This window comes from Salinicoccus cyprini, assembly GCF_007713705.1.
Taxonomy (GTDB): Bacteria; Bacillota; Bacilli; order Staphylococcales; family Salinicoccaceae; genus Salinicoccus; species Salinicoccus cyprini.
The window spans coordinates 35,577-60,850 of record NZ_VMSJ01000006.1 but is presented as its reverse complement, the minus strand read 5'-3'; the positions used below and the strand labels follow the sequence as shown (position 1 = coordinate 60,850).

Genomic DNA, 25,274 nt, shown 5'->3' with positions numbered 1-25,274 from the left:
TGGATATGCCGAATCTGCATATCCATATGACTTTGTGCCCATCAATTTTCCAGAGTGACATTCCTGAAGTCCGGCTTGTTATAGCGGTCTATGGAAAGGCCCTCGACTTCATCCCTGTAAGCATTTGTACTTTCCGCCTGCCGCATGAATATCGAAGGTGCTTCTTCTATCAGCAGCTGCTGCACTTCCTGATAGATTCTCCCTCGTTCTTCTGTATCGGTTTCCTGCCTGCCTGCTTCAAGAAGAGTATCCAGTTCATCATTCTCAAAGAAGAAGCGGTTCCCCTGGCTGCCGATCATGGAAGAATGGTACAGCGGCCACAGCCCCTGGTCCGGGTCTCCTGTAGTATTCGGCCAGCCCAGTATGAAAATATCATGCTCGCCTGTACTGGCTCTTTCAAGATACGCGCCCCATTCGATCTGTTCCACCGAGGCTTCAATGTTGAGCTGCTGCAGCGCCTCCTGAAGGTAGACAGCGACATCGACTCTTTCAGGCGTATCATTTGTAATGATGGATATTTCAAATCCATCTTCATACCCTGCCTCCGCCATCAGGGCTTTGGCACGGTCCACATCATATTCCAGCCCTTCAATACTCTCATCATAGCCCAACACTTCAGGCTGCAATGGTCCATCCAGTGCTCTGCCTGTACCATTGTATATTCCTTCAAGCACTTCTTCCTTGTCGAACACATGGGTGATGGCCTGACGGACCCTCCTATCGTCGAGAGGCGCCTTGCTGGTATTGAAGCCCACGTATTCCATCGAGATCGAATGGAACGTATACATATGGGTTTCCGGGTTGTTTTCGATTCTTTCGATATTGCTTGCGTCAAATCCACTGATCATATGCGAGGCACCTGTTTCCAGTTCTGCGACCTGTGAGCTTGTCTCCGTCACAACTTTGAAGGTGACAGTGTCAAGGTTTGCCGGCGTGCCCCAGTAGTCATCAAACCTGGACAGGACTGTCGATTCGCCCGGATTCCGCTCCTCAAGCTGCAGGTAGCCTGTACCGGCAGGATTCTGCTCCACTACCGAATGGAGATATTCGGAAATATCACTGCTGACTTCCTCATATCCTTCTGCATCGGATTGCCTTAGACTGTAGAGTTCCGAAACTGTCATATCCACCCCGGCTTCCTCCAGGGCATTACTGTAGTCCTCATCGATGACTTCCTTGCTTATCATACCGCCTCCATCATGTGTCAAATGATGGAGTAGCGGCGCAAATGGATAGGATGTGACAATTTCAACTTCATATTCATCCACCACTTCGACCGATTCTATCATTTCAAAAAGATTCATTCTGGGTGAAGCGACTCCCGGATCCAGCACCCTATCCAGGTTGGCTTTGACCACTTCCGCGTTGAAAGGGCTGCCGTCATGGAATGTCACGTCTTCACGCAGTGTAAATGTCCATGTCACGTCGTCTTCCTGTTGCCATTCTGTAGCCAGTAGCGGTTCAATCTCCAAGTCTTCATTCTGTGTAACCAGACCTTCATAGATTGTGTTCCGTACTTTATCCGAAGGGAGATCATTGCTGCCATGGGGGTCGAGCGATACAAGATCACTGCTTGTGGAAAGTATGAAGTCCCCTCCACTCTGGCTTTCGTTTCCGGCATCGGGCTCAACATTGCTATCATCGGTACATCCTGCGAGTATCAGAATACAAAGCATCATGATCGTCACTGCTGTTTTCTTCATCCATACACTCCTTCATATCATTTTCCTACCAAATAAGTATGCATTAAGTATATTTTCATGTTATAGTATTATTTCGAATTGTTCAACTCCTTGTGAAATTTATTCTTATACATATATGGATATGAGAAGCACGCCGCAATGCTCTTATTACACTTTTATAAAGGTATTTCTCCAACAAGCGAAAGGAAGGGTCCCGGTTTCTTTTATAAATATTGATATATTGTCGATAGGAATGTATCATAATGATTAGCAATTCATGAATTTTCATAAAATTCAATCATGATTTTTAGGAGGTCAAACCATGGTAGTTGCATCCAAAGAAAGAATTCGTGATACCAGGCCGGTTAATCCGCGGGTAAAAAGTCTTAAAGATACATTCAGGCGTCTCAAAAAGAATAAATCCGCCCTTGTCGGCTTCTATGTCCTCGCATTCTTTTTCGTGGTATCGATATTTGGTGCAATCGATGCCAACTACGGACTGACAGGCATCAGTTCGAATGCCACAAATCTTACTTCCAAGCTGGAAGGCCCATCCGGTGCCCACTGGTTCGGAACAGATCATCTGGGTCGGGATATCTTCATAAGAATACTGCATGGCATGTACATAACATTAGGGGTAGGATTTGCAGCAACATTTCTGGCAGGACTTGTCGGTGTGCCACTCGGTATTCTTGCGGGATACTACGGCGGATGGTTTGATACCGTCGTCATGAGACTCATGGACATCCTGCTGGCGTTCCCTGGCATCCTGCTGGCGCTGGCCATCGTCAGTGTTCTTGGCGGCAGTACGATCAACGTGACGATTGCCATCGCAATCGGAGCCATTCCCCAGTTCGCACGCATCGTCAGGGGATCCACTCTGACGACAAAGAAACTGGAATATGTCGATGCCATCCGGGCACTCGGAGCGCGTGACGGAAAAATCATATTCCAGCATATACTGCCGAACATCATGTCACCGATCATCGTCAATACGACACTTTTCATCGCAACGGCAATTCTGACTGCAGCTGGTCTTTCATTCCTTGGTCTCGGTGTACAGCCGCCGACGCCTGAATGGGGTGCCATGCTCAATGATGGCAGGAACTATATGTACCAGGCAGGACATATTACACTGTTCCCTGGCATGATGATCGTCATCGTCGTGCTTGCATTCAATCTATTCGGAGACGGATTGAGAGATGCACTTGATCCGAAAATGAGAAAATAGGAGGCATCACATGACTACATTTATCATTCGCAGACTACTGCAGCTAATCCCTGTACTGCTTGGGGTGACCATACTCGTATTCAGTCTGATGCATCTGACTCCGGGTAATCCGGCAGTGATCATGGCCGGAGAAAGTGCACCACAGGCCACTGTCGAGGCGATCGAACAGCGTCTTGGGCTCAATGACCCGCTCCATGTCCAGTACTTCAATTTTCTGGGCAACGCGCTGCAGTTGGACTTCGGTACATCCATAAGAGATAATATCCCTGTATTTGAACACATACAGCCAAGGTTTCTGATCACCTTGGAACTGACAATATACTCCATGATCTTCGCCATTGTGCTCGGCCTGCTGGCTGGTATCGTTTCAGCTGTCCGCCAGTATACTTTTTCTGATGTTGCAATCATGGTAGTGGCGCTGTTCGGTCTGTCCATGCCGAACTTCTGGCTCGGACTCATGCTCATCCAGTGGTTTTCAATCAATCTTGGGTGGCTGTCACCGACCGGATGGGGAGACCCTGACCAGCTTGTCCTGCCCGTCATCGCACTTGGAACAGCCGGGGCGGCGATCATCGCACGTATGACGAGAAGCAGCATGCTTGATGTCATATCACAGGACTACATCAGAACGGCCAGGGCAAAAGGGGTAAAAGAACGCGTGGTCATCTTCAGACATGCGCTGAAGAATGCCATGATTCCTGTAGTGACCGTCATCGGATTGCAGTTCGGCTACTTCCTGGCCGGCTCGGTCCTTACCGAAAGTGTTTTCGCAATCAATGGACTCGGACGGCTCATCATCGACGCCATCCTGCAGAGGGATTTCCCTATCGTACAGGGTGCCGTACTTGTCGTCTCGGTATCCTTCGTCATAGTGAATCTCATTGTTGATATATCCTACAGGTTCCTCAACAAACGCGTGGACCTGAACTAAGTTGGGAGTGACACATGTGTCAGAAAATATTCTTGATATAAAAGATTTGAGAACTTCCTTCTTTGTGGAAGGAAGTGAAGTGAGAGCAGTCGATGGCGTAACTTTCCAGGTACCGGAAGGAAAAACTCTCGGCATTGTCGGAGAATCCGGATCCGGCAAGAGTATAACCGCCCTATCCATCCTGCAGCTTATAGAAAGACCTGGTGAAATTGTCGGAGGCAGCATCAATTTCAAAGGGGAAGAACTTACAGAAGCAAAGAATGCCCGTATGCGGGATATTCGGGGAAATGAAATCTCCATGATCTTCCAGGAACCGATGACCTCCCTGAATCCGGTCTACACCATCGGACAGCAGCTGAGGGAGTCGTATAAGATCCACCAGGGGCTCGGTAAAAAGGAAGGGACGAAGCGGGCAATCGAGATGCTTGAGCTTGTCGGCATCCCGTCTCCTGCCAAGCGTGTCGACCAATATCCATACGAGCTCTCGGGCGGCATGCGCCAGCGTGTCATGATTGCCATGGCTCTCGCGTGCAGACCGGAACTTCTGATTGCCGATGAACCGACGACCGCTCTTGATGTCACCATCCAGGCGCAGATTCTGGAACTCATCAAGGAACTTCAGAATGATATCGGCATGAGTGTCATCATGATTACGCATGATCTCGGGGTTGTAGCGGAAACCTGCGACTACGTCGCTGTCATGTACTGCGGAAAAGTGGTCGAGTACGCGGATGTTGAAACTTTATTTGAAAATCCCAGACATCCCTACACGGTCGGTCTGCTGAACTCGCTTCCGCGCCATGATGTCGACCAGGATGAGCTGATACCGATCAAAGGCAGTGTCCCTGCTCCGGATGAAATGCCGACAGGTTGCCGTTTTGCACCAAGATGTCCGCATGCATCGGATATATGCAGCAAGCTTCCTGAACTTGAAACCCAGGAAGACGGAAATGATGTCAGATGCTGGATCTATACCGAAGAATGGGATGGCGAGAAGGGAGTAGCAGTCTATGACAGAGAACACACTACTTAAAATTGAAAACCTGAAGCAGTATTTCCCGATAAAGGGTGGGTTTCTTGGACGTACCGTCAACCACGTCAAAGCCGTTGATGATATCTCTTTCACCATCGGCAAGGGAGAGACTGTATCTGTCGTCGGTGAGTCCGGCTGCGGAAAGTCCACTACCGGACGCGCGATACTGCGCCTTGATGAACCGACAGAAGGTAAAGTCGAATTTGAAGGCAGGGATGTCCTCGGCATGAACGCCAGGGAGATGCGGAAGATGAGAAGCGAGATGCAGATCATATTCCAGGACCCCTACGCCTCTCTCAATCCACGCAAAACCGTACGCCAGACGCTGAACGAAGCAATGGAGATCCAGAATGTCGTCCCTAAAAAGGAACGCAATGCACGCATTATCGAACTGATGGAAACAGTCGGTCTGCAGAAGCACCAGATCGATCGCTTTCCTCATGAGTTCTCTGGTGGCCAGAGACAGCGTGTCGGTATTGCACGTGCCCTCTCGGTCAATCCGAAGCTCATCATCTGTGATGAAGCAGTCAGTGCACTCGACGTCTCCATCCAGGCACAAGTTCTGAACCTGCTGAAACGTCTGCAGCGCGAAATGGGACTTACCTATCTCTTCATCGCGCACGACCTTGGTGTCGTCCGTCACATATCGGACCGGATCATTGTCATGTACCTGGGGAAGATTGTAGAAATGGGAGAAACGAAAAGCATATTCGAAAATCCTCAGCACCCTTATACGAAAGCGCTGCTGTCCGCAATCCCAGTACCCAACCCGAAAAAGAAATCCGAGAGGATCTTCCTGCGTGGAGACGTCCCCTCCCCGATCGATCCACCGACGGGCTGCCGTTTCCATACAAGATGTCCATTTGCGACGGATAAATGCCGGGACGAAGTACCTGTACTGGAAGAAAAGGATGAAATATACAAGGATAAGCATAGTGTCGCCTGCCACTATGCGCTTGATATACAGCAGGGCAAGCACAAGCCGAAGTACAATATGACAGACGTACGTAGGAACCTTGATGACGAGGGTACCGATAATAAAAGCCAGGAAAAACAGCTGGAAAACGCATAGAACGAAAAAATGCCCCTCGATGAGGGGCATTTTTAATGCTAGAAGACAAGTGCATCGAGCAGGAACCATACTACCATTACCGTAAAGACGACTGCGTCGAATACTGCACTCGAAAGGAATGCAAGAAGTGATCCGACAGATGCTCTCAGTGCCTGATTGACGTCCTTTGAATTAAGAAGCTCGACAATCAGAACAAGTACAAAGGGAACAACGATGATTCCTATTGGCGGATAGATGAACATGCCGATGAGCACACCGATGATTGCGGCGTATTCACCCCGCTTCGATCCTCCATACCTTTTGACAAAGTAGCTGTTTGCGATGAAGTCGCTGAAGAGGACCAGCACTGTCAGAACGAATACGATAATCCAGAACATCCAAGACAGGGTTTCGCCATTGATCAAGAACTGATAAACAAGAAAGCCGATCCAGAACATCAGTACCGAAGGCACGACCGGGAAAAACAGACCTGCAAATCCGATGATGAATGAAGCGATGACAATGAGCCACCAGATGATTTCCATTAGACTTCTCCTTTCCTGATTTCACTCTGAGTGAAGAAAAATAAGATGAACGCTGTAAACACGAATGCACCTGCGATGAAGAATGAATACTCCAAGCCTACAACATCACTGGCGATTCCACCAAGCAGGTTGCCCAGCAGCTGCCCGATGATCATGGCATTGGCGAATAGTGTCGAAGCATATCCCGGAAAATCGGGAAGCAGGTCCTGAAAGTAGCTGATGCCAAGACCGAGCAGTACTGCCAGGAAAATGGCCAGAGGCAACTGGCCGATAACCATCGCTGTAAAGTCATTGAATATGCCGATTGAAAGGAAGAACAGGCTGCCAAGAAACGCACCGATGATCAGCAGAGACTTCGAACTGACCTTGCCTGCGATATAGCCCATGAAAATCATGAAAGGGACTTCAAGCCCTGCACAGAGGCTTGATAGTATACCAACACCCCGCTCCTGCTCTCCCAGAAAATTCGTCACATACAGAGGCATATTCAGAAGATACATCCATTGTCCCACATGCAGCATGGTAAATGCCATAAATGGCAACAGCAGTGCCGGTGTCTTAAGAATATTGGGAGCCTTCTTTTCTTCATAGGACCTTATGTTGGCAGCACTCTGTGGAGCAACCCGCCGAGCGGGCTTTATCAGAATCGACAGTCCCAGAACAAGCATGAACATTATGACCGTCCCGGTGAAAAGCCCGTTGAAGCCATAGATCCCAATCAGCACGGAACCGATCAGCGGACCGAAAAGAAAACCGAAAGAGAACATGGATCTGAGCACTGTGTTCGCCATTACTGCCATATTGGACCTATAGGCATTGATCGATTCCCTGGCTGAAGCGTAGAGTTGCGGCATCGCTGGTGCACCGAGTGCTGCAAAGACGATATAGGATAGTGCCAAAAGCCATACATTGCCGATGATAAGATAGCTGCCAAAAGCAATGATCATCATTACCAGCGCACCGATGATCAGGTACTTGCGGTCAAAGGCCAGGCTATCGCTCTTCCTGCCGATCACCGTATTCATCAGGAAGCTGCCCACTGCTGCTGTGGCCATGAATACGCCGTAGGCCGAAGTCGACATGCCGTGCGTCTCCGTCATGAAAATGACCAGAAAAGGGGCCGTCAGGGAGACGGCCATTCCAAGCAGTGCCATATTGATCAGAAATAGCCGGTAGTTCTGTATCTTGAAAAGTTCGCGCATCATGTTAATCATTCTTTCTGTATGTAGTGTTGTTATGTTCAGTTTGCATTGACGAATGTTCTGACAAGAGTCAGGAACGCCTCCACCTGTGGCAGTTCAAGTACACTTCTATCGAATGCGATATACGTATCCCTTGTAATCGGACGCCCAGCCACCATCACTTCGTCAATATTGAACCGGTCCTCGTCAAAGCCTTCCACAACTATTTCAGGCAGCACCGTCATTCCGATGCCCTCGAGCAGCAGTGCCCGGCAGGTGGCGATCTGATCGACTTTTATCTGCGCGTCATACTTGCGGCTGAAGCGGTGTTCGAAGAACTGCTCGATTTCACTGATGTACATGGGATCCGCCTGGAACTCTATGATCGGCAGTCTGGATCTATCATCATTCTCTTTTGGCGCCACGAGGTAGTGCCGGTCTACAAACAAAAGTTCATTCTGCTTGTTCAGCATCTGGTTCCCACGCACAATCGATATATGAAAGTCGTTCTGTTCCCCTATGATCTGCTGGGAAGATCCAACTTTGATCTTGATATTTACATTTGGATAGAGTTTCAGATACTGTGCCAGTATTTCCGGAAGAATCGTATGACCGATCAGAGAAGATACACCGATTGACAGATTTCCCTGTATGGAATTCTGATTGATCCGGATATACTCCTTGACCAGCGTCTCGCGTTCCACCACACTCCTGGCATGCTCGATAATTTTTTCCCCTTCCCCGGTTACATACAGTTCTTTTTTTGTTCGGATGAATATTTTTACCCCCCACTCATCTTCAATGGATTTGAGACGCTGGCTGACAGCAGGCTGCGAGATGAAGAGTTTTTCGGCCGCCCGTCTTAGTGTCCGTGTTTCATCCAGAGTGACAAGAAGTTTATAATCATCGACTTTCATTATGCAACATCCTTTCATCAATAAGAAAATACTATCATAAATAAGAGGCCATACGATGGATGAATACAAATAAGTGTAAATAATTGCAGGGTTGGGTATATGGCTATTACATCTTTCCAATAGGAGGCACGATGATCATGACCGAAAAGAACAAATACGAACGTGTAGATGAAGCAGTTGAAGGATATACACAAGATCGCCAGCCAGGCATAGAAAAAGATATGGACCCAAAACCGGTATTTGAAGATGAAAACTACAAAGGCAGCGAAAAATTAAAAGATAAGGTAGCCATCATTACAGGCGGCGATTCCGGAATCGGGCGTGCCGTTGCGATCGCCTACGCAAAGGAAGGCGCCAATATTGTCATCGGCTATCTCGATGAACACGATGATGCTGAAAAAACGAAAGAGATTGCGGAGTCACACGGTGTGCATTGTGAAACATATGCATTCGATGTGAAGAAGAAGGAAGAATGTGAGAAGCTCGTCAAGTTCACCATCGATAACTTCGGCAAATTGAATGTACTCGTCAATCACGCCGGTGTCCAGTATCCGACGGAGGATTTCCTTGATATTACGGAAGCGCAGATCCGGGAAACATTCGAAACGAACATCTATGGCTTCATCTTCATGGCACAGGCGGCAGTACCGCATCTGAATAAGGGGGATGCCATCATCAATACGACAAGCGTCACTGCATACAGAGGTTCACCGGAACTTATCGAGTATTCAGCGACAAACGGTGCCATCACATCATTCACCCGCTCCCTTTCAGGCAACTTGGCGGAAAAAGGCATCCGGGTCAACGGCGTCGCTCCGGGTCCAATCTACACACCGCTCATTCCGGCAACATTCAGCGCCGAAAAAGTGGAGAAGCACGGTGGAAGTACACCGATGGGACGCCGTGGACAGCCGAGTGAACTCGCACCAAGCTACGTTATGCTGGCAAGCAATGACTCAAGCTATATGACCGGTCAGGTTCTCCATGTAAATGGCGGAGATTTCATTACGACCTGATCCAGACGATTCCAGCCGAATACTTGCAGAAACCAAAAATACGAACGGCCAGAAATGATGGCCGTTCGTATTTTCTATTATGCGAGTGATTTTCTGCAGTAGTGGACAAGCGTTTCAAATCGGCTGAAATCAGTGTCGATCTCCTCGATCACTTCATTCGCCACAGCATAGGCGTAATCGTACTGCTCTTTCGTGATATGCCCTCTCTTGATTGCCCGCTTCAGATCCCTCTCATCCACCAGCTCATACCGTCCATCCGGAAGGACGAGCACATCCAGGTAGATATCCCTGCGGCGGGCATTCCCAAGCTCAAGAGTATGCTCGACATTGATATCGAAGTAGTACTGCAGCACCTCGCCCTTGTCATCATACATTACGGTGATGCTGTAGTTTCTTTCTTCAGGCATCACCTGCAGCCATTTATAGTGGTTGTCGCACACCCGCACCTTCTCACCGAGTATCGGTACTGTCAGCGGGGAGCGCACTTTATGGATATCTATCAGTCCCACCAGTATTCTTTCACCATTGTAATCTATGATTTTCTCTTTGTAGTCCGATCGGAGGAGACGTCTCCACCCTCGTTTATCGAGATACTTGGTTTTCATCACGTTCATCTCCTTCCCCCAATTATACAAAATTCGGAGAAAGAATGTGAAGGAATTGAAACTTTCGTGACATCAGCCTACTCGATACCGAGCATGAAGAACTCATCTGCAGCTATCAACGGAGGAGACATCGCTTCAGTACCCATGCTCATGTCCTGCATAAATTCAGGAACGTATAACAGGATACGATCTCCACTGGCATCCAGATTCCCCTCATTGACTTCCTCAATGATGTCCTCTGTTTCTGAAGCGGTCAGCCCATCCATCGAGTATTTATCATATAGTTCATCAAAAGAAATGGTTTCGTAATCTCTGAAGAATGATGCCTTGTCTTCATCTGCAAGATCAACTGTGTAAAATCTCTCACCGTTATCGAGTCCAAGGAAATCTGAAAGCTGGTAGTTCTCCATGATCTTCTCAATCATAGCCGGGTTATACAGGGATGCATTCCCACTATAGTAGTCTCCATCTGCGGATACAGACGCAGATATCAGCTGCATGTTCGGATTGTTTATGAGTAGTGGCATATTACTGTCAAGCTGATGGAATGCTTTCTGGTACGCATCAACAAATTCATGAATTTCGTTCTCAGTCTGGAGATTGAAATAAGTACCGGGACCATGAATTTCCAAGTTGTCGACAGGGAGTAGATTTTCTATGTTGTAGATTACATCGTACGCTTTTGAAATTTGACTGTTGTTCAATGTTTGCAGCATGGCATCATACTCTTCGCTCTTCATAGGGAAATTATCGTAACTTCTGTTCACATAAGAACCATCCTTCATGCGATAGACAATTTCGAACGATTGGGCGATTTCACTTTCATCGGCTGCATAATCACCATCAGCCGCTTCCTGATGAAGCGAAATACCTTTTTCTATTAATGCAGAATCTTCTATAAACAGGTAATCTTCACTCATAACGTCCTCACTGTTACCGTACACCATAGTGTTGCTGCTCCAGTGACCGTTGATACTGACACTCTCCACATTACTTTCGTCAGGGATATAGGAGGTATACTGCTGCCAGCCGATGGCAAAGACCACCCAAAATAAAACCAACGATATGCCTGTTGTAATCAATGATCTCCTGCTCAACTTTATTCTTGCCGTCCCCTGGAAAAACATTTCCTGGGTGATATAAGAGAAGATGGCCCCGATGCCAAAAGCGAGTGTAAACACAATCGTCAGATCCGGCAGTGCAAATGAGAGCACTATTCCAACAAGTAGCATTCCAGAAATCGTAATGAAGGCAACCAGTATATCTCTTATCCATCTATTATTGAACGTGTAGTGAACACTTTCACTCCTACTTCTGCTGTAATAGATGTACGACAGAATGATCAGCGTAACGGCAACAAAAATCCAGAGAACCATTTTCCATATTGTAAGCCCCTCATATATCTGCTGGATAACGAAAATTGGGAATGTATTATTGACAACTACTCCCATCAGTCCACCTTCACCTGCAGATGGATAGGTAATGATGCCATCATACAGCATTTCCGCAGCTGTCACGGTCAACCCCCAGAATACAAGAGGCAGGAAGAAGACAATGACGACCATCTGCATATGGACAAACATGTTGCTGACGAGGAAACCGACAAATACTGAAATGGCGAAAACGACAAGCAGCACAAACAAAGTATAGAAGAACCATTCAACAATGTTCATTATCGTAACATCAAATATCAGGAAATATCTTTCAAAGAAAAGAATAATCGCTGTAATTACGAGCGGGATGATGATGTTGATCACACCCGCAATCAATGCATGACTCAGTAGTTTCCTTCGTCTCATCGGCATGCTGTGCATGAAGTCAATTGAGGCTTCCTTATTCTTGTAGCTGAACAGGAACACCACCATCAAAACAATGTAGATCATGCTCGCTGCAAGTTGAAATGGAAGGGTTTCATAAAGTGCACTGTCTAAAGCAAAACTCACATTACCAACTGGTTCACTATTAACAGATCGGATCCACAAGTAGAGTGGCTGAATCAGTATGTTGCCGATGAGGAACAAGACTGTCAGCCAGAAAGTACCGCCCAAGAAATGGTTCAGTAGTGTTCTATTCAACAATGATGTTGCTGATTTCATAGCCTTTGTCCCCCATTTCATATGCGAATATTTCTTCCAACGTCAGCGGCAGTATGTCATACATGAGCGGGTCGTACTTCGTCACTTTCTCTTCAATATGGCTGATGTCGCCTTTGATGATGCATGTGATGACCCTGCCCTTCACTTCATGCTGGACGACGCCCATCTCTTTGAAGAACTGGTCCCCTGGCAGATTTTCAAAAGCGATCTGCAGTTTGCAGTGGCTGCCTTTGACTTCGTTGAGATCGCGGTGGAAGAGCTGTCTGCCTTCGTGCATGATGGATACCGAATCACACAGGTCTTCCATCTCGCGCAAGTTATGGCTCGATGCAATGACAGTCATGCCGTGATTGGCGATATCCTGCATCATGATGTTCTTGACCTGGCGCCTGATGATCGGGTCGAGTCCATCGAAAGGTTCGTCGAGCAGCATCACCTGGGGTCGCGCGGAGAAGGCCAGTATGAAGGATGCCTGCCGCTTCATTCCTTTGGAAAGCTGTGAAAGCGGCTGTTTTGCTTCCAGCCCAAAGTGTTCAGACAGCTGCTTGAAACGTTTCGTCGACCATTTGGGATACATCGACTTGTAGAAGGTGGCCATCGAACCGAGAGTTGCTCCGTTGAAAAAGTAGGGAATGTCATTAATGAAAAGGACATCATTTTTGACGGTCGGATTCTCAAATATGGATGCATCATCAAACAATACTGCACCGGCGTCCGGTTTATAGATGCCCCCGAGGGTTTTCATGAATGTCGTCTTTCCTGCGCCGTTTGATCCGAGGAGTCCATGGATTGTTCCTGGGTCGACTGTCAATGTCACTGCATCCACTGCCTTCTTCCTGCCAAAGGATTTATCAAGCTGTCTAGTCTCGAGTTTCATCTTTCTTTCTCCCTTCTTCTACTGTCTTCTGTATCAGCGCGATCAGGCGTTCTTTCGATGTGCCCAGATAAAGCAGCTCGCTGACAATTCTTTTAAAATCCTGCGTCAGCTCCTGGATCTTCAGATCATTTTCCTGCGCTTTCACTTCGCTTACGAAACTGCCTTTGCCCGGCAGGGAATAGATATATCCTTCTCTTTCCAGTTCGCGGTAGGCTTTCTGAATTGTGTTCGGGTTGATCGTCAGTTCCTGTGCAAGATTTCTGACCGAGGGAAGCTTCTCATCCGGCTTTATGACCCCTTGTATAATAAGCTGTTTGATTCTATCTATAAGCTGTTCATAAATCGGTATGCGACTTTTCAGGTCCAAATTGATCATCCGGCCACCTCCTCTGTTCTGTATTAATTACAATAATACAGTTAATACGGCACTATGGCAATAAAAAAACGCCCGAAGGCGTTATATTTTATAATGCATGTCCGGCGCCGCCGTCTATATTGATTGCGTCTCCACTGACATATGAGGCGAGGTCGGAACAGAGGAAAGTGATGACATTGGCAGCTTCCGCCGTGTCGCCGATTCTGCCGAGAGGAATGTTGTGTTTGTCGAGTCTCGCATATTCATCCCAGCCCAACTCAGGTGCTTCCTTCTTCCATTTCTTCTCTATCTGATCACTGCGTATAAGACCGATGCAGACTGTATTCACCCGGATATTGTATTTTCCGAGATCCTTGCTCATCGCCTTTGTCATCGCCATGCCTGCAGCACGTGAAACCGTGGTCGGCAGCGACGAGGCAGGGGGCGTCTTGCCAAGCACCGCTGTCAGATTCACTATGGCGCCCCCCTGCTTTTTCAGGTGCGGCAGGGCCGCATTGGACATTCTGACAGCACCCAGCAGCTTCAGGTCGAGGTCCTGCTCCCAGTCGGAGATGGATATCTCTTCAAATGATTTTGCAAACGAGCCCCCTGCGTTGTTGACCAGGATGTCGAGACGTCCATATCTGTCAATCGTCTGTTCAATGATATGTGCTGCCGATGCATCCTGCTTTACATCTGCCACAACATAATCCACTTCACCGTATTCGGAGAGTGCCTCTTTCGCTTCGATGAGCTTTTCTTCTCCTCTGGCTACAAGCATGACCTTCGCTCCGAGCTTTACCATCTGTTCCGCTGTTTCACGGCCGATGCCTTTGCTGCTGCCTGTAATTACTGCCACTTTCCCCTGATAACCGAAGTCCATATTCCATTCTCCTCCTCTATCTATGCACCGAGATTGACGTTATGGTAGACGTTCGACACGTCTTCGAGATCTTCAAGAGCATCGATCAGTTTCTCGAACTGCTCTTCTGCTTCCGCCTCAAGTGATACTTCGTTCTGTGCCACCATCGTCTGTTCTGCAACTTCATACTCTTCAACACCCATCTCATCGAGTGCCTGTTTGATTTCATGAAATGCCTGCGGTGCACCATAGACGACCGTGTAGCCGTTCTCTTCGGCAACATCTTCGATATCCACGTCTTTTTCCATCAGATCCATCATCGTGTCCTCGGGATCAAAGCCGGTGAATACAAAAACGGATTTCGCATCGAACATGTAGCTCACTGCACCGCTGACACCCATGTTCCCACCATTCTTGCCGAAAGCGGCACGGACATCGGAAGCTGTGCGGTTTACGTTGTTTGTCAGTGCATCCACGATGAGCATCGAACCTTCAGGTCCGAAGCCTTCATAGCGCAGTTCATCAAACGTCTCTTCATCGTTGCCCCGCGCCTTGTCGATGGCCTTGTCGATGATGTGCTTAGGTACAGAGTATGTTTTGGCGCGGTCAAGCACTGCTTTCAGTGCCTGGTTGCTTTCAGGATTCGGTTCGCCCTTTTTGGCGGCTACATATATTTCACGGCCGAACTTTGCATTGACCCGGCTCGTATCCTTATCCTTCTGTGCTTTTTTCTCTTTGATATTGTTCCATTTACGTCCCATTCTTCATCTTCCTTCATTACATTGGTTTATCTATAATATATCATTTTATATCATCTAGCGCCTATTGTTAACATAACGGTACAGCTGCAGCAGCCGCTTGATGATGATCAGCAGGTTGATGAACAGGTTGAATCCCATCTCCCTTGGACCAAACCGCTTGTTCTTCATACGATTGAAGTCATACATCGTGTAAAGAATGTAAAGTACCAGACCGATGATCGTCAGTGCGAGTGTCAGGTAGGGCAGATTGATGAAGAAGTTGAGCAGTGAGGCAAAGATTACGATGAGCAGCGCAATGAAAAGGTACTTGCCCCAATGTGTAATATCCTTGAGCAGGAAATAGCCGATGCACCCGAAAAATATGAACACCAGGATGCCGAGCAGCACGATGCGGTAGAAGGTATCCGAACCGAAATCTGCAATGAACGACTCGAACAGACCAAAAGAAACGAGACCGATCAGTATGGCATACAGATGGCTGATGATCAGACCGGTCCGATTGAACCCCCGGACGAACAGGGAGATCATCATCAGGCCGAATAGTACAGCCGATGCAGTCGGACGCCACGCTTCAGGCAGGTACTGTCCGAAATATGTACCGATGCCGAATATCACCCAATAGTATAGAAAGTAGAGCCAGACTTTTCTGTAGTCATGCCGAGCTGCCATTCAAATGACCTCCTGATTCAAAAATAAGAATACATCTTCTATACCCCTGCTGAAGCCAATCAACCACATGAGCTCTCATATTATTACAAGATTATTCTGAATATGATTGAATTGTTTTATTTCTATTACAGTTATATTACATCGCACTATTCCATTCGATTATTTGCTAAGATATATTCTGTAATCAAATACAACTGTGTAATCAACCAACAATAATATAAAATACATACATCACACCCATAATCCAGGAGGTCACTACATTCATGAAAAAGATTATTACTGCTTTGACGGCGACAGCAGCACTCACTACATACGGTCTTGCGGATCAGGCGGAAGCTTCTTCATACAAAGTCCAGAGTGGAGATACACTTTGGAAGATTGCAAATCAGAACAGCGTATCCGTTTCCCAGCTGAAATCTTGGAACAACCTTTCTTCAGACCTTATCTACATAAACCAGAATCTGAAAACAAGCGGCAGCAGCTCCAGCAGTTCAGATTCAAGCAGTTCAAAATCGTCCAGCTCTTCACAGTCATCCAGCAGTTCAAGCAGTGCTTCAAGCTCTGCAGGTGGAACGTATACTGTTAAATCTGGAGATACACTGAGCAAGATTGCAAGAGCAAACGGAATGAACTACAGAACACTGATGAGCATCAACAACATATCTTCACATATCATACATCCAGGTCAGAAGCTGTCACTCGGCGGAAATGCTTCCAGCAGCTCCAGCAATGCTTCTGAAAAATCCGAATCCAAGAAGGAAACTAGTGAGACTTCAAACGATTCAAGCAGTTCTTCAAACAGCTCATCAAACACTTCAACAGGCACATACAGCGTCAAAGCGGGCGACACATTGAGCAAAATTGCAAGAGCACATGGCACTACATATAGAAATATCATGAACCTGAACAATCTTTCTTCCACAGTCATTCACCCGGGACAAAAGCTGAAGGTTTCCGGTACCGCAAGCACTTCCAGCAGCAGTTCAAATGCTTCAAGCAGTAATTCAAGTGCTTCCGAATCAAAAGAGACAGTGACACAGAATGTATCTGCGCCAGCACCAACAAACGTCTCATACGGTAAGAACTACTATACATGGGGCGAGTGCACATGGTATGTATTCGAACGTCGCCAGCAGCTTGGCAAACCTGTGGGCAATGGCTGGGGCAATGCCTACAGCTGGGATACAGGCGCGAAAAGTGATGGATACAAAGTGAACAACTCTCCATCCGTCGGCGCAATCATGCAGGCAAATGCATGGACAAACTATGCCTGGGGCATGGGTCACGTTGCAGTTGTTGAAAGAATCAATTCAAATGGTTCCATCCTCGTGTCCGAAATGAACTTCGGCAGCGGACAAGGTGTCAAAGCTTTCAGAACCATCAGTGCTTCCCAAGTTTCAAGTCATAACTTCATCCACTAGTCGACACATATGAAAAAGGGAGCGAAATCTTTAAGATTTCGCTCCCTTTTTCATATTCAATCAGTGCTTGATTGGTTATTTGATCTTGGGGCCTGGCTATTTATGATCATTTCCACCTGATAGATGCGGTTGACCAGAGCATACAGTGGTGCCTGTGTAAGCAGATAGGTGCTCCAGGATGACTTCGGCTCGAAATCGTGCAATGCCATGATGAATTCCTTGCAGCCGGGAAGTTCTCTGAATTCAAACCGTGGTGTCTTGTTCATTTCCTTCCTGGACAGACCCCCACCTTTGATTCTGTATATTTCCACACCATCGTAGCTGCTTTCTGCATCATATTCGACAACCAGTGCCGGATGGTTTCTTTTTGCAAAATGAATTTTGATCAACTGCCCTTCATACTCGACATTGACCATATCAGAAAGGATGCTGTTCAGCCATTCAAAGTAGTATCTGCCTACATCCTTGATGTGCCAGCCTTCCGGAAATGGTGCTCTCTGCACACTTCTGACATTATTATAGTCGGATGCTTTATAGGACAGGTTTTTGCCGTACCTCTTGATGGGCGTCTCTGTAACTTTGACCTCTGTGCCATATGCACCAAGCACTTCGGCAGTATAGTCACTGCTGACTTCATCCCCTACAAAAATGATCTGTTCCACTTCATTGGCGTAGGAAGCACGGGCGATGTTGTCAGCCAGAAGTACATAGAGGTCGTCAAACCGTCCCTGGGTCTGCCTGTTGAGCCGCATGATGGGATCTTCGAAAAATATTACGATATCTATGCCATCCAGTGCTTTCTCAACTTCCGGCAGTATGAAAAGATCCTTTTTAAGAAAAGTGATGTCCAGATTGGTATCATCCTGGTTGGAACTTGAGAATGCGAAGAGATTATAAACATCTTTCAGCTCCCTATAGAGGTTCTGGCCGATTCTTCCGTTCACTCCCATTAATAGAACATTTTTCACTGTATCACATCCTTCATTTCATGTTTCCCCTAAAGGGAATGCGTAAATCCACTTTTTTTGTGGGCGATCTGGACAGCAGCGAGCAGAATGATCAGAATCAGTCCGATGAACAGAAATGGTGTCTCGAAGTAGGTGGCAAATATTCCGGAAAGATAGGAGCCTGCCACAGAGCCAAGTGAGAAGAAAGAGTAGAAGACGCCATTGGCCTTTCCTCTTTCGTGCATTTCCGTGTTCTGTCCGATGATCTTATTCATGGATGGAAAGATGAAGCTGAATCCGACGCCATAGATCACCATCACAGTATAGATGAGGCCGACTGTCGGCACCACATGCAGAAGCACCATTGCCAGACCCACTATGAAAATGCCGGACGAGACGAGCGCCACTGGACTGTACTTTGAATATATACGATTGATGGGGGTGGCAAAAATCAGTATGGCAACAATGCCGAAGACACTCAGCATGGCCCCTGTCGACTGCTCGGACAGGCCGATCCCTGAAACTTTCAACGGCAGGCCGAAAGCCAGGGAGCCGTTGGAAACCATAAGAGTGAACGCAGATATATACGCTACAATCAGTGAAGGACGCGTAATGATCTGACCAAAGTTTGTTCTGTAGTGGATTTCCCTGCTATGCTCAGTTGTGCTCTCCTTTACCGCAGCAAGAATCAAAGTGGTGCCAAAGACGAAGATGACCGCCATGATGAAATAGACGGTCTGATAGCTTGCCTGGCTTGAGATGATACCGCCGAGTGCAGGACCGAGGACCGCAGCGACTCCGATTGATACACCCGTCAGCGCCATGGAGCGGCCGATGGCCGACTTTTTCGATATATCGGCAACGAGGCTGAACGCTGCCGGTGTCAGCAGCCCACTTGAGAAGCCATGGACGATGCGGATGAGTATCAGCAGACCGACGGAAGGGACCACAGTATAGGTCAATAGTATGATGATCTGCAGCCCCATTCCAAAAAGCAGCATATTCCTCCTGCCGAACTTGTCCGATAGAAAGCCTCCAAAGACGTTTCCGACCATATTGAACAGGGAATAGATAGCTACGATTATTCCGGCTGTATATTCATCTGCACCTAGGGAAAGTGCAAATGGTGTAATGATCGGCAGCTGGACGAACAGATCCAAAAAGCAGATTACAATAATCAGGTATAGAAATTTGTTCATAATCGATATCCTTTATTTTTCGAATTTGTACTACATACCATTATAAACAAATTTTCAATCATGGAGGAATTTCATGGCTCACGTTTTTCTAGGCATTCTTGTGGTCTTCATCGCATTCCAGCTTGGCGCTTTCGCCAAGAAGAAAGGCGAGCTGGGTGACAGACACAGTCTTTCCCTCAACTGGCCACTCTACTTGTACATCTTCACTGTAATGTTCGCATTGTTCGTCATATTCGCCGTCATCTACTACATTATTTCGTTTCAGACATCCATTTACATAAATGGTAACACTGGAGAATCTGTAACTGACTATACCTTTTGGGAGATACTCTACTATAGCGGTGTCACCCTATTATCCATTGGTTATGGCGATTTTACGCCTGTCGGCGTGGTGCGATTTCTATCCTTGTTTGAAGGATTCCTCGGTATCGTCGTCCCTTCTGTAATATTCATCAAGGAAATGTCCAAGAACAATCCATAGGAGTGTTCAATTCCTAGCTGTTCAGTTTCCGCTCATATGCCTGGATGATGCCACTGACCGCACCATCCCCTGTAACGTTGGCGGCAGTACCAAAGCTGTCCTGTGCCATGTACAATGCAATCATGAATGCCACTGCCGCCTCTGTAAAGCCGAGGTTGCTCATCAGCACACCACTTGCGGCCATGATTGCCCCACCCGGTACACCAGGGGCTGCGATCATGACGATACCAAGCAGCATGATTGTGCCGAGCATCGTAAAGAAGCCGGGCAGTTCATAATCCGGGAGTACTGTCATGACTGCAATGGAGCAGCTGACAATTGTAATTGTACTGCCCGAGAGGTGGATGTTTGCGCATAGTGGGATGACGAAGTCGGCCACCCTGCTGCGGATGCCATTTTCCTTGGTCTGTCTCAGTGTCACCGGTATTGTTGCTGCGCTGCTCATCGTACCCAGTGCTGTAAAGTAGGCCGGCAGCATCGTTCTGACCATTTTGAATGGGTTTCTGCCCAGCAGTGCGCCTGCTATCGTGTACTGGATGGTGATCCATACCCAGTGAAGCAGTATGGCTACGAGCAGGACCACGCCGAATACGGCGAGTGTATCGAATACGGTGCCTTGTGCGGCCATTCCGGCGAACACACCTGCAATATAGAATGGCAGAATCGGGATGACGACCTTTTCTATGATGAATTCCACTATATTCTTGCCTTCCTCGAACCATTTTTCCATAAGCGCCGACTTCGTAAGCGTAATGACGATGCCGAATGCGAATGCCAGAACGAGTGCTGTCAGAATATCCATGAGCGGAGCGATTTCAAACTCGAAGAAGGGCTCAAGTCCAGTCCCCTCCTCCGGTACACTGCCGCCATCAGTAATACGGGGCATGACCATCATTGCCACCAGGTATGCGAGGATACCGGCTCCAAGCGTCGATATGTAGGCTGTACCGAGTGTCATGCCGACCACTTTCCCTGATCCTACTCCGATTTTTGAAATACCATTGGCGATGAAGAAAAGAATGATCAATGGAATCATGAAAAATATGAAACTACCTAGAATCGATTCGAAAGTCAGTAGCAGTCTCACCAGAAATGCGAGGATGGTCGACATTCCCTCTGAAGCATCAAGACCATAGTAGAACCCACCGATGCCGATGCCGACAGCAATTCCTGCAATCAGCCTGAGTATTAATTTCACTTAAAATTCCTCCTTATCTGCAAATCATACTCCTCCATGCTACTATAAGTAGTCAGTAAAAAACTACTCCATATACACAAGTTTTGGAACGTTCAGTCAAAGGTCTTCTCATAGGCGACATACCAGTCGTCCTCATTATCATCCAGGTTCAATTTCCCTTTGAACTGGTAGCCGTTTCTCTCGAACTGCTTCTGCATCTTTTCATTTTCAAGAGAAGTATCCGTGTGTATGCCCCCATAGCCCTCCGACCTGATATGCGCCTCCATCGCCGCCATCATCCTGCGGGCAATGCCATGACCCTGCTTTGATGGATCGACTGCCATCCGGTGCATCGCCTTGCTGTTCTCGCGTGTGAGCGACCATGGTATATCGTCGTAAGGGTAAGGATGGTCGTCATCCACTACTACAAAACCGACTGTTGTGCCCGCTTCTTCGTAGACATACAAGGAGCCGGCCTCAATATCTCTGCTGAATCGCTCACGATTCGGATAATCATCGCTCCATTGGCTGTTGCCTGCAGCAATCATCAGGGGCACAACTTTTTCCTTTATCTGCATAACAGTGTCCAGATCTTCATATACCGCTTTTCTGATACTCATAAGTACCTCCTCAATTTTTACACAATTCATTATTTTCCATTTTTTATATCCATATTATTATAATATAGTGTATAATGGGAGTCGATATTAATATAGAGGGGATTTAAACATGCTGAAATTCGATAAAAACACAATACCATACCACATTACAAATCTGGTATTCTATATTTTTACGCTCGTCGTCATCGGACTGATTTATGTATATGTATTCTATCCACCATTATCCGATATCGCAACGCAGGACTTCTTTGCAAGTTTCGGCCTGCGTGAATCTGGAGGCCTGCTCTTCTTCCTGCTGCTGCTCATCACGCCACTGCTTGTGCTGTATGGCGCAATATACCACCTGTTCAGAATCATCACTTTCAATAAAACGAATCGTACAGTATCACAATAAAAAGGAGCCTTTTCAGGCTCCTTTTACTATTCCCGCTTCAGCGGTTATCCACTTTTTCTGGATACATATCATGATTCATCATGCGGTAGTCCGCCATTTCGGCATATTTAGTATCGGGTCTGCCATAGTTGCAGTATGGGTCGATGGAAATGCCGCCGCGCGGAGTGAACTTGCCCCATACTTCAATATATTTCGGATCCATCAGATTGATCAGATCGTCCATGATCATGTTGACACTGCTCTCATGGAATCCACCATGATTCCTGTAGCTGAAAAGGTAGAGTTTCAGCGCTTTGCTCTCCACCATTTTGACATCCGGAATATAGCTGATATACAGTGTCGCAAAGTCAGGCTGACTTGTAATTGGACAAAGTGTTGTAAATTCCGGACAGTTGAATTTTACAAAATAGTCGCGTCCCGGGTATTTGTTGTCGAACGTCTCCAATACATCGGGGTTATAGTCAAAATCATATTTTACATTCTGGTTGCCGAGCAAGCTCAGATCCTGCGTATTTTCTCCACTCATCATTCTTTCTCCTTTTATGCAGAGGAACCTTGTAGCGAAATGTACATCCGGTTCCAATGCATCCTAGTTTTTTATAGAGGGTATCGCTAAGTACCTCTCCATCAATTCTTCAATCTACTCGCAGTATTCATCCGTGCAAGTGGCACCCTGACCGTCACTCAGATCAACCGATGCCTTTTCTTCCTGCTGGATCCGCTTCAATACTTCGAGAAACTTTTCCGGTGGTTGGGCACCTGAAATGCTATATTTGCGATTGATCACAAAGTACGGCACTCCTTGAGCACCGAGCTGGTTGGCTTCGTTCTGATCAGTTATGACTGCTTCCTTATAATCGTCAGCAGAGAGCATTTTCTCTACATCGGAAATTTCCAGTCCGATGTCTCCTGAGATCTCCAGGAGTGTCTCCCTGTCTGCTACATTTCTATTTTCTGTAAAATAAGCTCTATAGAGGCGTTCCAGAGCCACATCCTCTTTTCCTGCGCTTTCAGAATGCTTTACGAGACGATGGGCGTCCATCGTATTTGAAGGAACCACTGTATTTAAATTAAGTTCCAGACCCGCGGGGCGGGCTGCCTCACTGATCTGCATGTTCATCTGCTCTGCTTCTTCGATACTCTGCCCATATTTCTTAGCCAGCAGCTCTACCATTGTTTCTACAGGCTCTACTGATGCTGTCGGATCCAGACGGAAGCTTCTATGACTTACCTTCACTTGATCCTTCGCATCAAATTGATCTAATGCCACTTCAAAATTATATTTGCCGATATAGCAGAATGGACATCCTATATCGGACCAGATTTCAACTTCCATGATGACGCCTCCTCTTTTCTATGTTCCATGGATAGTATATCAGTTTCTGCATCTCTTCTTTTAAAAAGTACCTGAATTCAGACGCCCTGCTTATTGCTCCACAGCAGCGTATGCAACTGGGGCAATACTTTCGCGTTGTTCATCCGGGCATCTGCCATGGTCATATCCACGAGCTTCTCATAGCGTTCAAGAAGTCTTGTTGTATGGTTATCGACATTATCTCCAAGGTAGGGGTTGCCGACCTGAAGATAGAAGTCGACATCCGGGTACTTCTGATGCACATCTGCTGCATATTCAAAATCCTTCTCATCGAAGACGACCACTTTCAGATTGTAGTGTGCAGGTCCTTGATCAAGCCCGGCCATTACGCGCTCAAGCTTTTCGAAATCCGTGACCATGCCGGAGCTCGGCGGCTTCGGACTGATGGTGACATCGTCGATTTCACTCAGCCACTCCTGGTACACCGTCCCTTGAGTTTCCACAGCGAGCCTGATACCTCTTTCTTTCGCCTTGGTGACGAATTCCTGCATGTTTTTGAGCAGTGCCGGATTCCCTCCGGAAATCGTCACATGGTTATAGTTGCCGGCTGCGAGATGATCTAGCGATGCCAGAATTTCATCGGCGGTCATCATGCGTATATTCTCCTTCTGGCTGCCATCCCAGGTGAATGCGGAATCACACCAGCTGCAGCTGTAGTCGCATCCGGCCGTCCTGACGAACATCGTCTTCTGTCCGATGACGGCACCCTCCCCCTGGAAGGTCGGTCCAAAAATTTCAAGTACGGGTACTTTCATTATTTTCTGCTCTCCTTAGGCCGGTAGATGACATAGCTTGTCGGCGTCTCCTGCAAGTATATCTGCAGACAGACCGGGCGGTTGTCCAATCCGGCAATGAATGTCTCAACCATGTCATATATGGTCTCCGCCAATGTCTCCGATGTCGGCGGACGTTCCTTGAAGCGTTCATGCTCATTGAGGAGCGTATGATCGAATGCATCACTGATCAGCGATTTAAGTGAAGAGAAATTGACGAGGAAACCGAGATCGTCCAGCTCATCACCGGCAATGGTAATGTTTACAAAATACGTATGGCCATGCACTCTGCTGCATTTGCCCGCCCGCTCGTCAGGGACGTAGTGGGCTGCAGAGAAATTCAGATCCTTATTGAGTTCATACTGGTAGTCGTGTGCAGGTGTCTGGTACATCATTGTCCCTCCTTCTCATCCAAGTATGCTTCGAGACCGGCATTTCTGAGCTGGCAGGCCGGGCATTCGCCACAGCCGTCCCCGATGACGCCCTCGTAGCATGTCAGTGTTCTATTTCTTATATAATCGAGCTTGCCATACTTGTCCGCAAGCGCCCAGGTCTCCTTCTTATCGAGCCACATCAGAGGTGTCTCGATGACAAAATTGCGATCCATTGCCAGATTGGCGGTCACATTCATCGATTTGATGAAGATGTCCCGGCAGTCCGGATAACCGCTGAAATCTGTTTCGCATACGCCCGTGATGATCGTCTTCGCTCCAACCTGATAGGCAATTGCAGAGGCAAACGACAAAAAGAGCATATTCCTTGCCGGAACGAAAGTGTTCGGCACACCCGCTTCCTCATCTGCCGCAATATCCATGTCATGATCCGTCAGTGCATTCGGACTCAGCTGTCCGAGCAGTGACATGTCCAGCACACGATGCTTGAGCCCCTGCTCCTTTGCGATGTTCTCGGCCACTTCTATCTCCGTGCTATGACGCTGTCCGTAATTGAACGTGACAAGTTCCACTTCATCGTAGTGTGCCATGGCATGGAACATGCATGTCGTACTGTCCTGTCCACCGGAGAAAACTACAATTGCCTTCTGTCTGTCCATACATCATCCACCTCATATCTTTCA

Annotated in this window: 28 protein-coding genes; 8 read left to right on the top strand and 20 right to left on the bottom strand. The window is 47.3% G+C overall.

What is annotated here, in order from left to right; all coding sequences use genetic code 11:
• Window positions 1-41: 41 nt before the first annotated feature.
• Window positions 42-1,703, bottom strand: coding sequence for a glutathione ABC transporter substrate-binding protein (locus tag FO441_RS11895; RefSeq protein WP_145290507.1), 1,662 nt, complete (start codon window positions 1,701-1,703; stop codon window positions 42-44).
• A 301-nt stretch (window positions 1,704-2,004) separates the two neighbouring features.
• Between FO441_RS11895 and FO441_RS11890 the strand changes: the two genes are divergently transcribed.
• From FO441_RS11890 to FO441_RS11875, 4 genes are read left to right on the top strand one after another with little or no spacing between them, the layout of a single operon-like run.
• Window positions 2,005-2,913 (top strand): ABC transporter permease, encoded by a 909-nt coding sequence (locus FO441_RS11890; protein ID WP_145290504.1) that lies wholly within the window; start codon window positions 2,005-2,007, stop codon window positions 2,911-2,913.
• Window positions 2,914-2,923: 10 nt separating this feature from the next.
• A complete protein-coding gene (locus FO441_RS11885) occupies window positions 2,924-3,844 on the top strand; it encodes an ABC transporter permease (RefSeq protein WP_145290502.1) in 921 nt (306 codons plus the stop codon).
• A 16-nt stretch (window positions 3,845-3,860) separates the two neighbouring features.
• A complete protein-coding gene (locus tag FO441_RS11880) occupies window positions 3,861-4,877 on the top strand; it encodes an ABC transporter ATP-binding protein (protein ID WP_145290499.1) in 1,017 nt (338 codons plus the stop codon).
• The gene (locus FO441_RS11875; RefSeq protein ID WP_145290497.1) at window positions 4,855-5,949 is read left to right on the top strand and encodes an ABC transporter ATP-binding protein; all 1,095 of its coding nucleotides are present in this window, start codon (window positions 4,855-4,857) and stop codon (window positions 5,947-5,949) included. Before FO441_RS11880 ends, FO441_RS11875 begins: the two co-directional genes overlap by 23 nt.
• A gap of 38 nt (window positions 5,950-5,987) precedes the next feature.
• Here the strand turns inward: FO441_RS11875 and FO441_RS11870 are convergent, their stop codons facing one another.
• The 3 genes from FO441_RS11870 to FO441_RS11860 are packed head-to-tail and all read right to left on the bottom strand — an operon-like array spanning window position 5,988 to window position 8,571.
• Window positions 5,988-6,473: a DUF456 domain-containing protein gene (locus tag FO441_RS11870; RefSeq protein ID WP_145290494.1), complete on the bottom strand. Its 486-nt coding sequence runs from the start codon at window positions 6,471-6,473 to the stop codon at window positions 5,988-5,990.
• Window positions 6,473-7,678 (bottom strand): MFS transporter, encoded by a 1,206-nt coding sequence (locus FO441_RS11865; protein ID WP_145290491.1) that lies wholly within the window; start codon window positions 7,676-7,678, stop codon window positions 6,473-6,475. Before FO441_RS11865 ends, FO441_RS11870 begins: the two co-directional genes overlap by 1 nt.
• A gap of 35 nt (window positions 7,679-7,713) precedes the next feature.
• A complete protein-coding gene (locus FO441_RS11860; protein ID WP_145290488.1) occupies window positions 7,714-8,571 on the bottom strand; it encodes a LysR family transcriptional regulator in 858 nt (285 codons plus the stop codon).
• 137 nt (window positions 8,572-8,708) lie between these two features.
• On the opposite strand from FO441_RS11860, the gene FO441_RS11855 reads away from it, so the two are divergent.
• Window positions 8,709-9,587 (top strand): SDR family oxidoreductase, encoded by an 879-nt coding sequence (locus tag FO441_RS11855; protein WP_145290485.1) that lies wholly within the window; start codon window positions 8,709-8,711, stop codon window positions 9,585-9,587.
• A 77-nt stretch (window positions 9,588-9,664) separates the two neighbouring features.
• Here the strand turns inward: FO441_RS11855 and FO441_RS11850 are convergent, their stop codons facing one another.
• The 7 genes from FO441_RS11850 to FO441_RS11820 form a co-directional block, all read right to left on the bottom strand.
• Complete coding sequence (locus tag FO441_RS11850) at window positions 9,665-10,192, bottom strand: ribonuclease FAU-1 family protein (protein ID WP_145290482.1); 528 nt, start codon at window positions 10,190-10,192, stop codon at window positions 9,665-9,667.
• A gap of 77 nt (window positions 10,193-10,269) precedes the next feature.
• On the bottom strand, window positions 10,270-12,288 hold the full coding sequence (locus FO441_RS11845; RefSeq protein WP_186365557.1) for a hypothetical protein: 2,019 nt from the start codon (window positions 12,286-12,288) through the stop codon (window positions 10,270-10,272).
• Window positions 12,260-13,165 (bottom strand): ABC transporter ATP-binding protein, encoded by a 906-nt coding sequence (locus FO441_RS11840; protein WP_145290476.1) that lies wholly within the window; start codon window positions 13,163-13,165, stop codon window positions 12,260-12,262. The genes FO441_RS11845 and FO441_RS11840 overlap by 29 nt, the downstream gene beginning before the upstream one ends.
• A complete protein-coding gene (locus tag FO441_RS11835) occupies window positions 13,149-13,541 on the bottom strand; it encodes a GntR family transcriptional regulator (RefSeq protein ID WP_145290472.1) in 393 nt (130 codons plus the stop codon). The genes FO441_RS11840 and FO441_RS11835 overlap by 17 nt, the downstream gene beginning before the upstream one ends.
• A gap of 88 nt (window positions 13,542-13,629) precedes the next feature.
• Entirely contained in the window at window positions 13,630-14,403 is a 774-nt protein-coding gene (locus tag FO441_RS11830; protein WP_145290469.1) for an SDR family NAD(P)-dependent oxidoreductase, read from the bottom strand.
• 20 nt (window positions 14,404-14,423) lie between these two features.
• Window positions 14,424-15,143, bottom strand: coding sequence for a YebC/PmpR family DNA-binding transcriptional regulator (locus FO441_RS11825; protein WP_145290466.1), 720 nt, complete (start codon window positions 15,141-15,143; stop codon window positions 14,424-14,426).
• Window positions 15,144-15,197: 54 nt separating this feature from the next.
• Window positions 15,198-15,812, bottom strand: a complete 615-nt coding sequence (locus FO441_RS11820; RefSeq protein ID WP_145290464.1) for a Bax inhibitor-1/YccA family protein — start codon at window positions 15,810-15,812, stop codon at window positions 15,198-15,200.
• Window positions 15,813-16,075: 263 nt separating this feature from the next.
• Here FO441_RS11820 and FO441_RS11815 point away from each other — a divergent pair, with 263 nt between their 5' ends.
• A complete protein-coding gene (locus tag FO441_RS11815) occupies window positions 16,076-17,233 on the top strand; it encodes a LysM peptidoglycan-binding domain-containing protein (RefSeq protein ID WP_145290461.1) in 1,158 nt (385 codons plus the stop codon).
• A gap of 56 nt (window positions 17,234-17,289) precedes the next feature.
• On the opposite strand, the gene FO441_RS11810 is transcribed toward FO441_RS11815, so the two are convergent.
• Together FO441_RS11810 and FO441_RS11805 are read right to left on the bottom strand one after the other, a co-directional pair.
• On the bottom strand, window positions 17,290-18,201 hold the full coding sequence (locus tag FO441_RS11810; protein WP_145290458.1) for a Rossmann-fold NAD(P)-binding domain-containing protein: 912 nt from the start codon (window positions 18,199-18,201) through the stop codon (window positions 17,290-17,292).
• A gap of 29 nt (window positions 18,202-18,230) precedes the next feature.
• Window positions 18,231-19,379, bottom strand: coding sequence for an MFS transporter (locus FO441_RS11805; RefSeq protein ID WP_145290455.1), 1,149 nt, complete (start codon window positions 19,377-19,379; stop codon window positions 18,231-18,233).
• A 73-nt stretch (window positions 19,380-19,452) separates the two neighbouring features.
• On the opposite strand from FO441_RS11805, the gene FO441_RS11800 reads away from it, so the two are divergent.
• Complete coding sequence (locus FO441_RS11800) at window positions 19,453-19,860, top strand: ion channel (RefSeq protein WP_145290452.1); 408 nt, start codon at window positions 19,453-19,455, stop codon at window positions 19,858-19,860.
• A gap of 13 nt (window positions 19,861-19,873) precedes the next feature.
• On the opposite strand, the gene FO441_RS11795 is transcribed toward FO441_RS11800, so the two are convergent.
• Window positions 19,874-21,058, bottom strand: coding sequence for a dicarboxylate/amino acid:cation symporter (locus tag FO441_RS11795; protein WP_145290449.1), 1,185 nt, complete (start codon window positions 21,056-21,058; stop codon window positions 19,874-19,876).
• A gap of 92 nt (window positions 21,059-21,150) precedes the next feature.
• Window positions 21,151-21,657, bottom strand: a complete 507-nt coding sequence (locus FO441_RS11790) for a GNAT family N-acetyltransferase (RefSeq protein WP_145290447.1) — start codon at window positions 21,655-21,657, stop codon at window positions 21,151-21,153.
• A 109-nt stretch (window positions 21,658-21,766) separates the two neighbouring features.
• Between FO441_RS11790 and FO441_RS11785 the strand changes: the two genes are divergently transcribed.
• Window positions 21,767-22,051: a hypothetical protein gene (locus FO441_RS11785; RefSeq protein WP_145290444.1), complete on the top strand. Its 285-nt coding sequence runs from the start codon at window positions 21,767-21,769 to the stop codon at window positions 22,049-22,051.
• Between the two features lie 37 nt (window positions 22,052-22,088).
• Here FO441_RS11785 and queF read toward each other — a convergent pair whose 3' ends face one another.
• From queF to queC, 5 genes are all read right to left on the bottom strand, one after another.
• Window positions 22,089-22,577: a preQ(1) synthase gene (gene queF, locus FO441_RS11780; RefSeq protein ID WP_145290441.1), complete on the bottom strand. Its 489-nt coding sequence runs from the start codon at window positions 22,575-22,577 to the stop codon at window positions 22,089-22,091.
• Between the two features lie 114 nt (window positions 22,578-22,691).
• Entirely contained in the window at window positions 22,692-23,387 is a 696-nt protein-coding gene (locus FO441_RS11775) for a DsbA family oxidoreductase (protein ID WP_145290439.1), read from the bottom strand.
• A gap of 77 nt (window positions 23,388-23,464) precedes the next feature.
• Complete coding sequence (gene queE, locus FO441_RS11770) at window positions 23,465-24,184, bottom strand: 7-carboxy-7-deazaguanine synthase QueE (RefSeq protein WP_145290436.1); 720 nt, start codon at window positions 24,182-24,184, stop codon at window positions 23,465-23,467.
• Entirely contained in the window at window positions 24,181-24,591 is a 411-nt protein-coding gene (gene queD / locus FO441_RS11765) for a 6-carboxytetrahydropterin synthase QueD (RefSeq protein WP_145290433.1), read from the bottom strand. The genes queE and queD overlap by 4 nt, the downstream gene beginning before the upstream one ends.
• Window positions 24,591-25,250, bottom strand: coding sequence for a 7-cyano-7-deazaguanine synthase QueC (gene queC / locus FO441_RS11760; RefSeq protein ID WP_145290430.1), 660 nt, complete (start codon window positions 25,248-25,250; stop codon window positions 24,591-24,593). Before queC ends, queD begins: the two co-directional genes overlap by 1 nt.
• Window positions 25,251-25,274 lie beyond the last annotated feature (24 nt).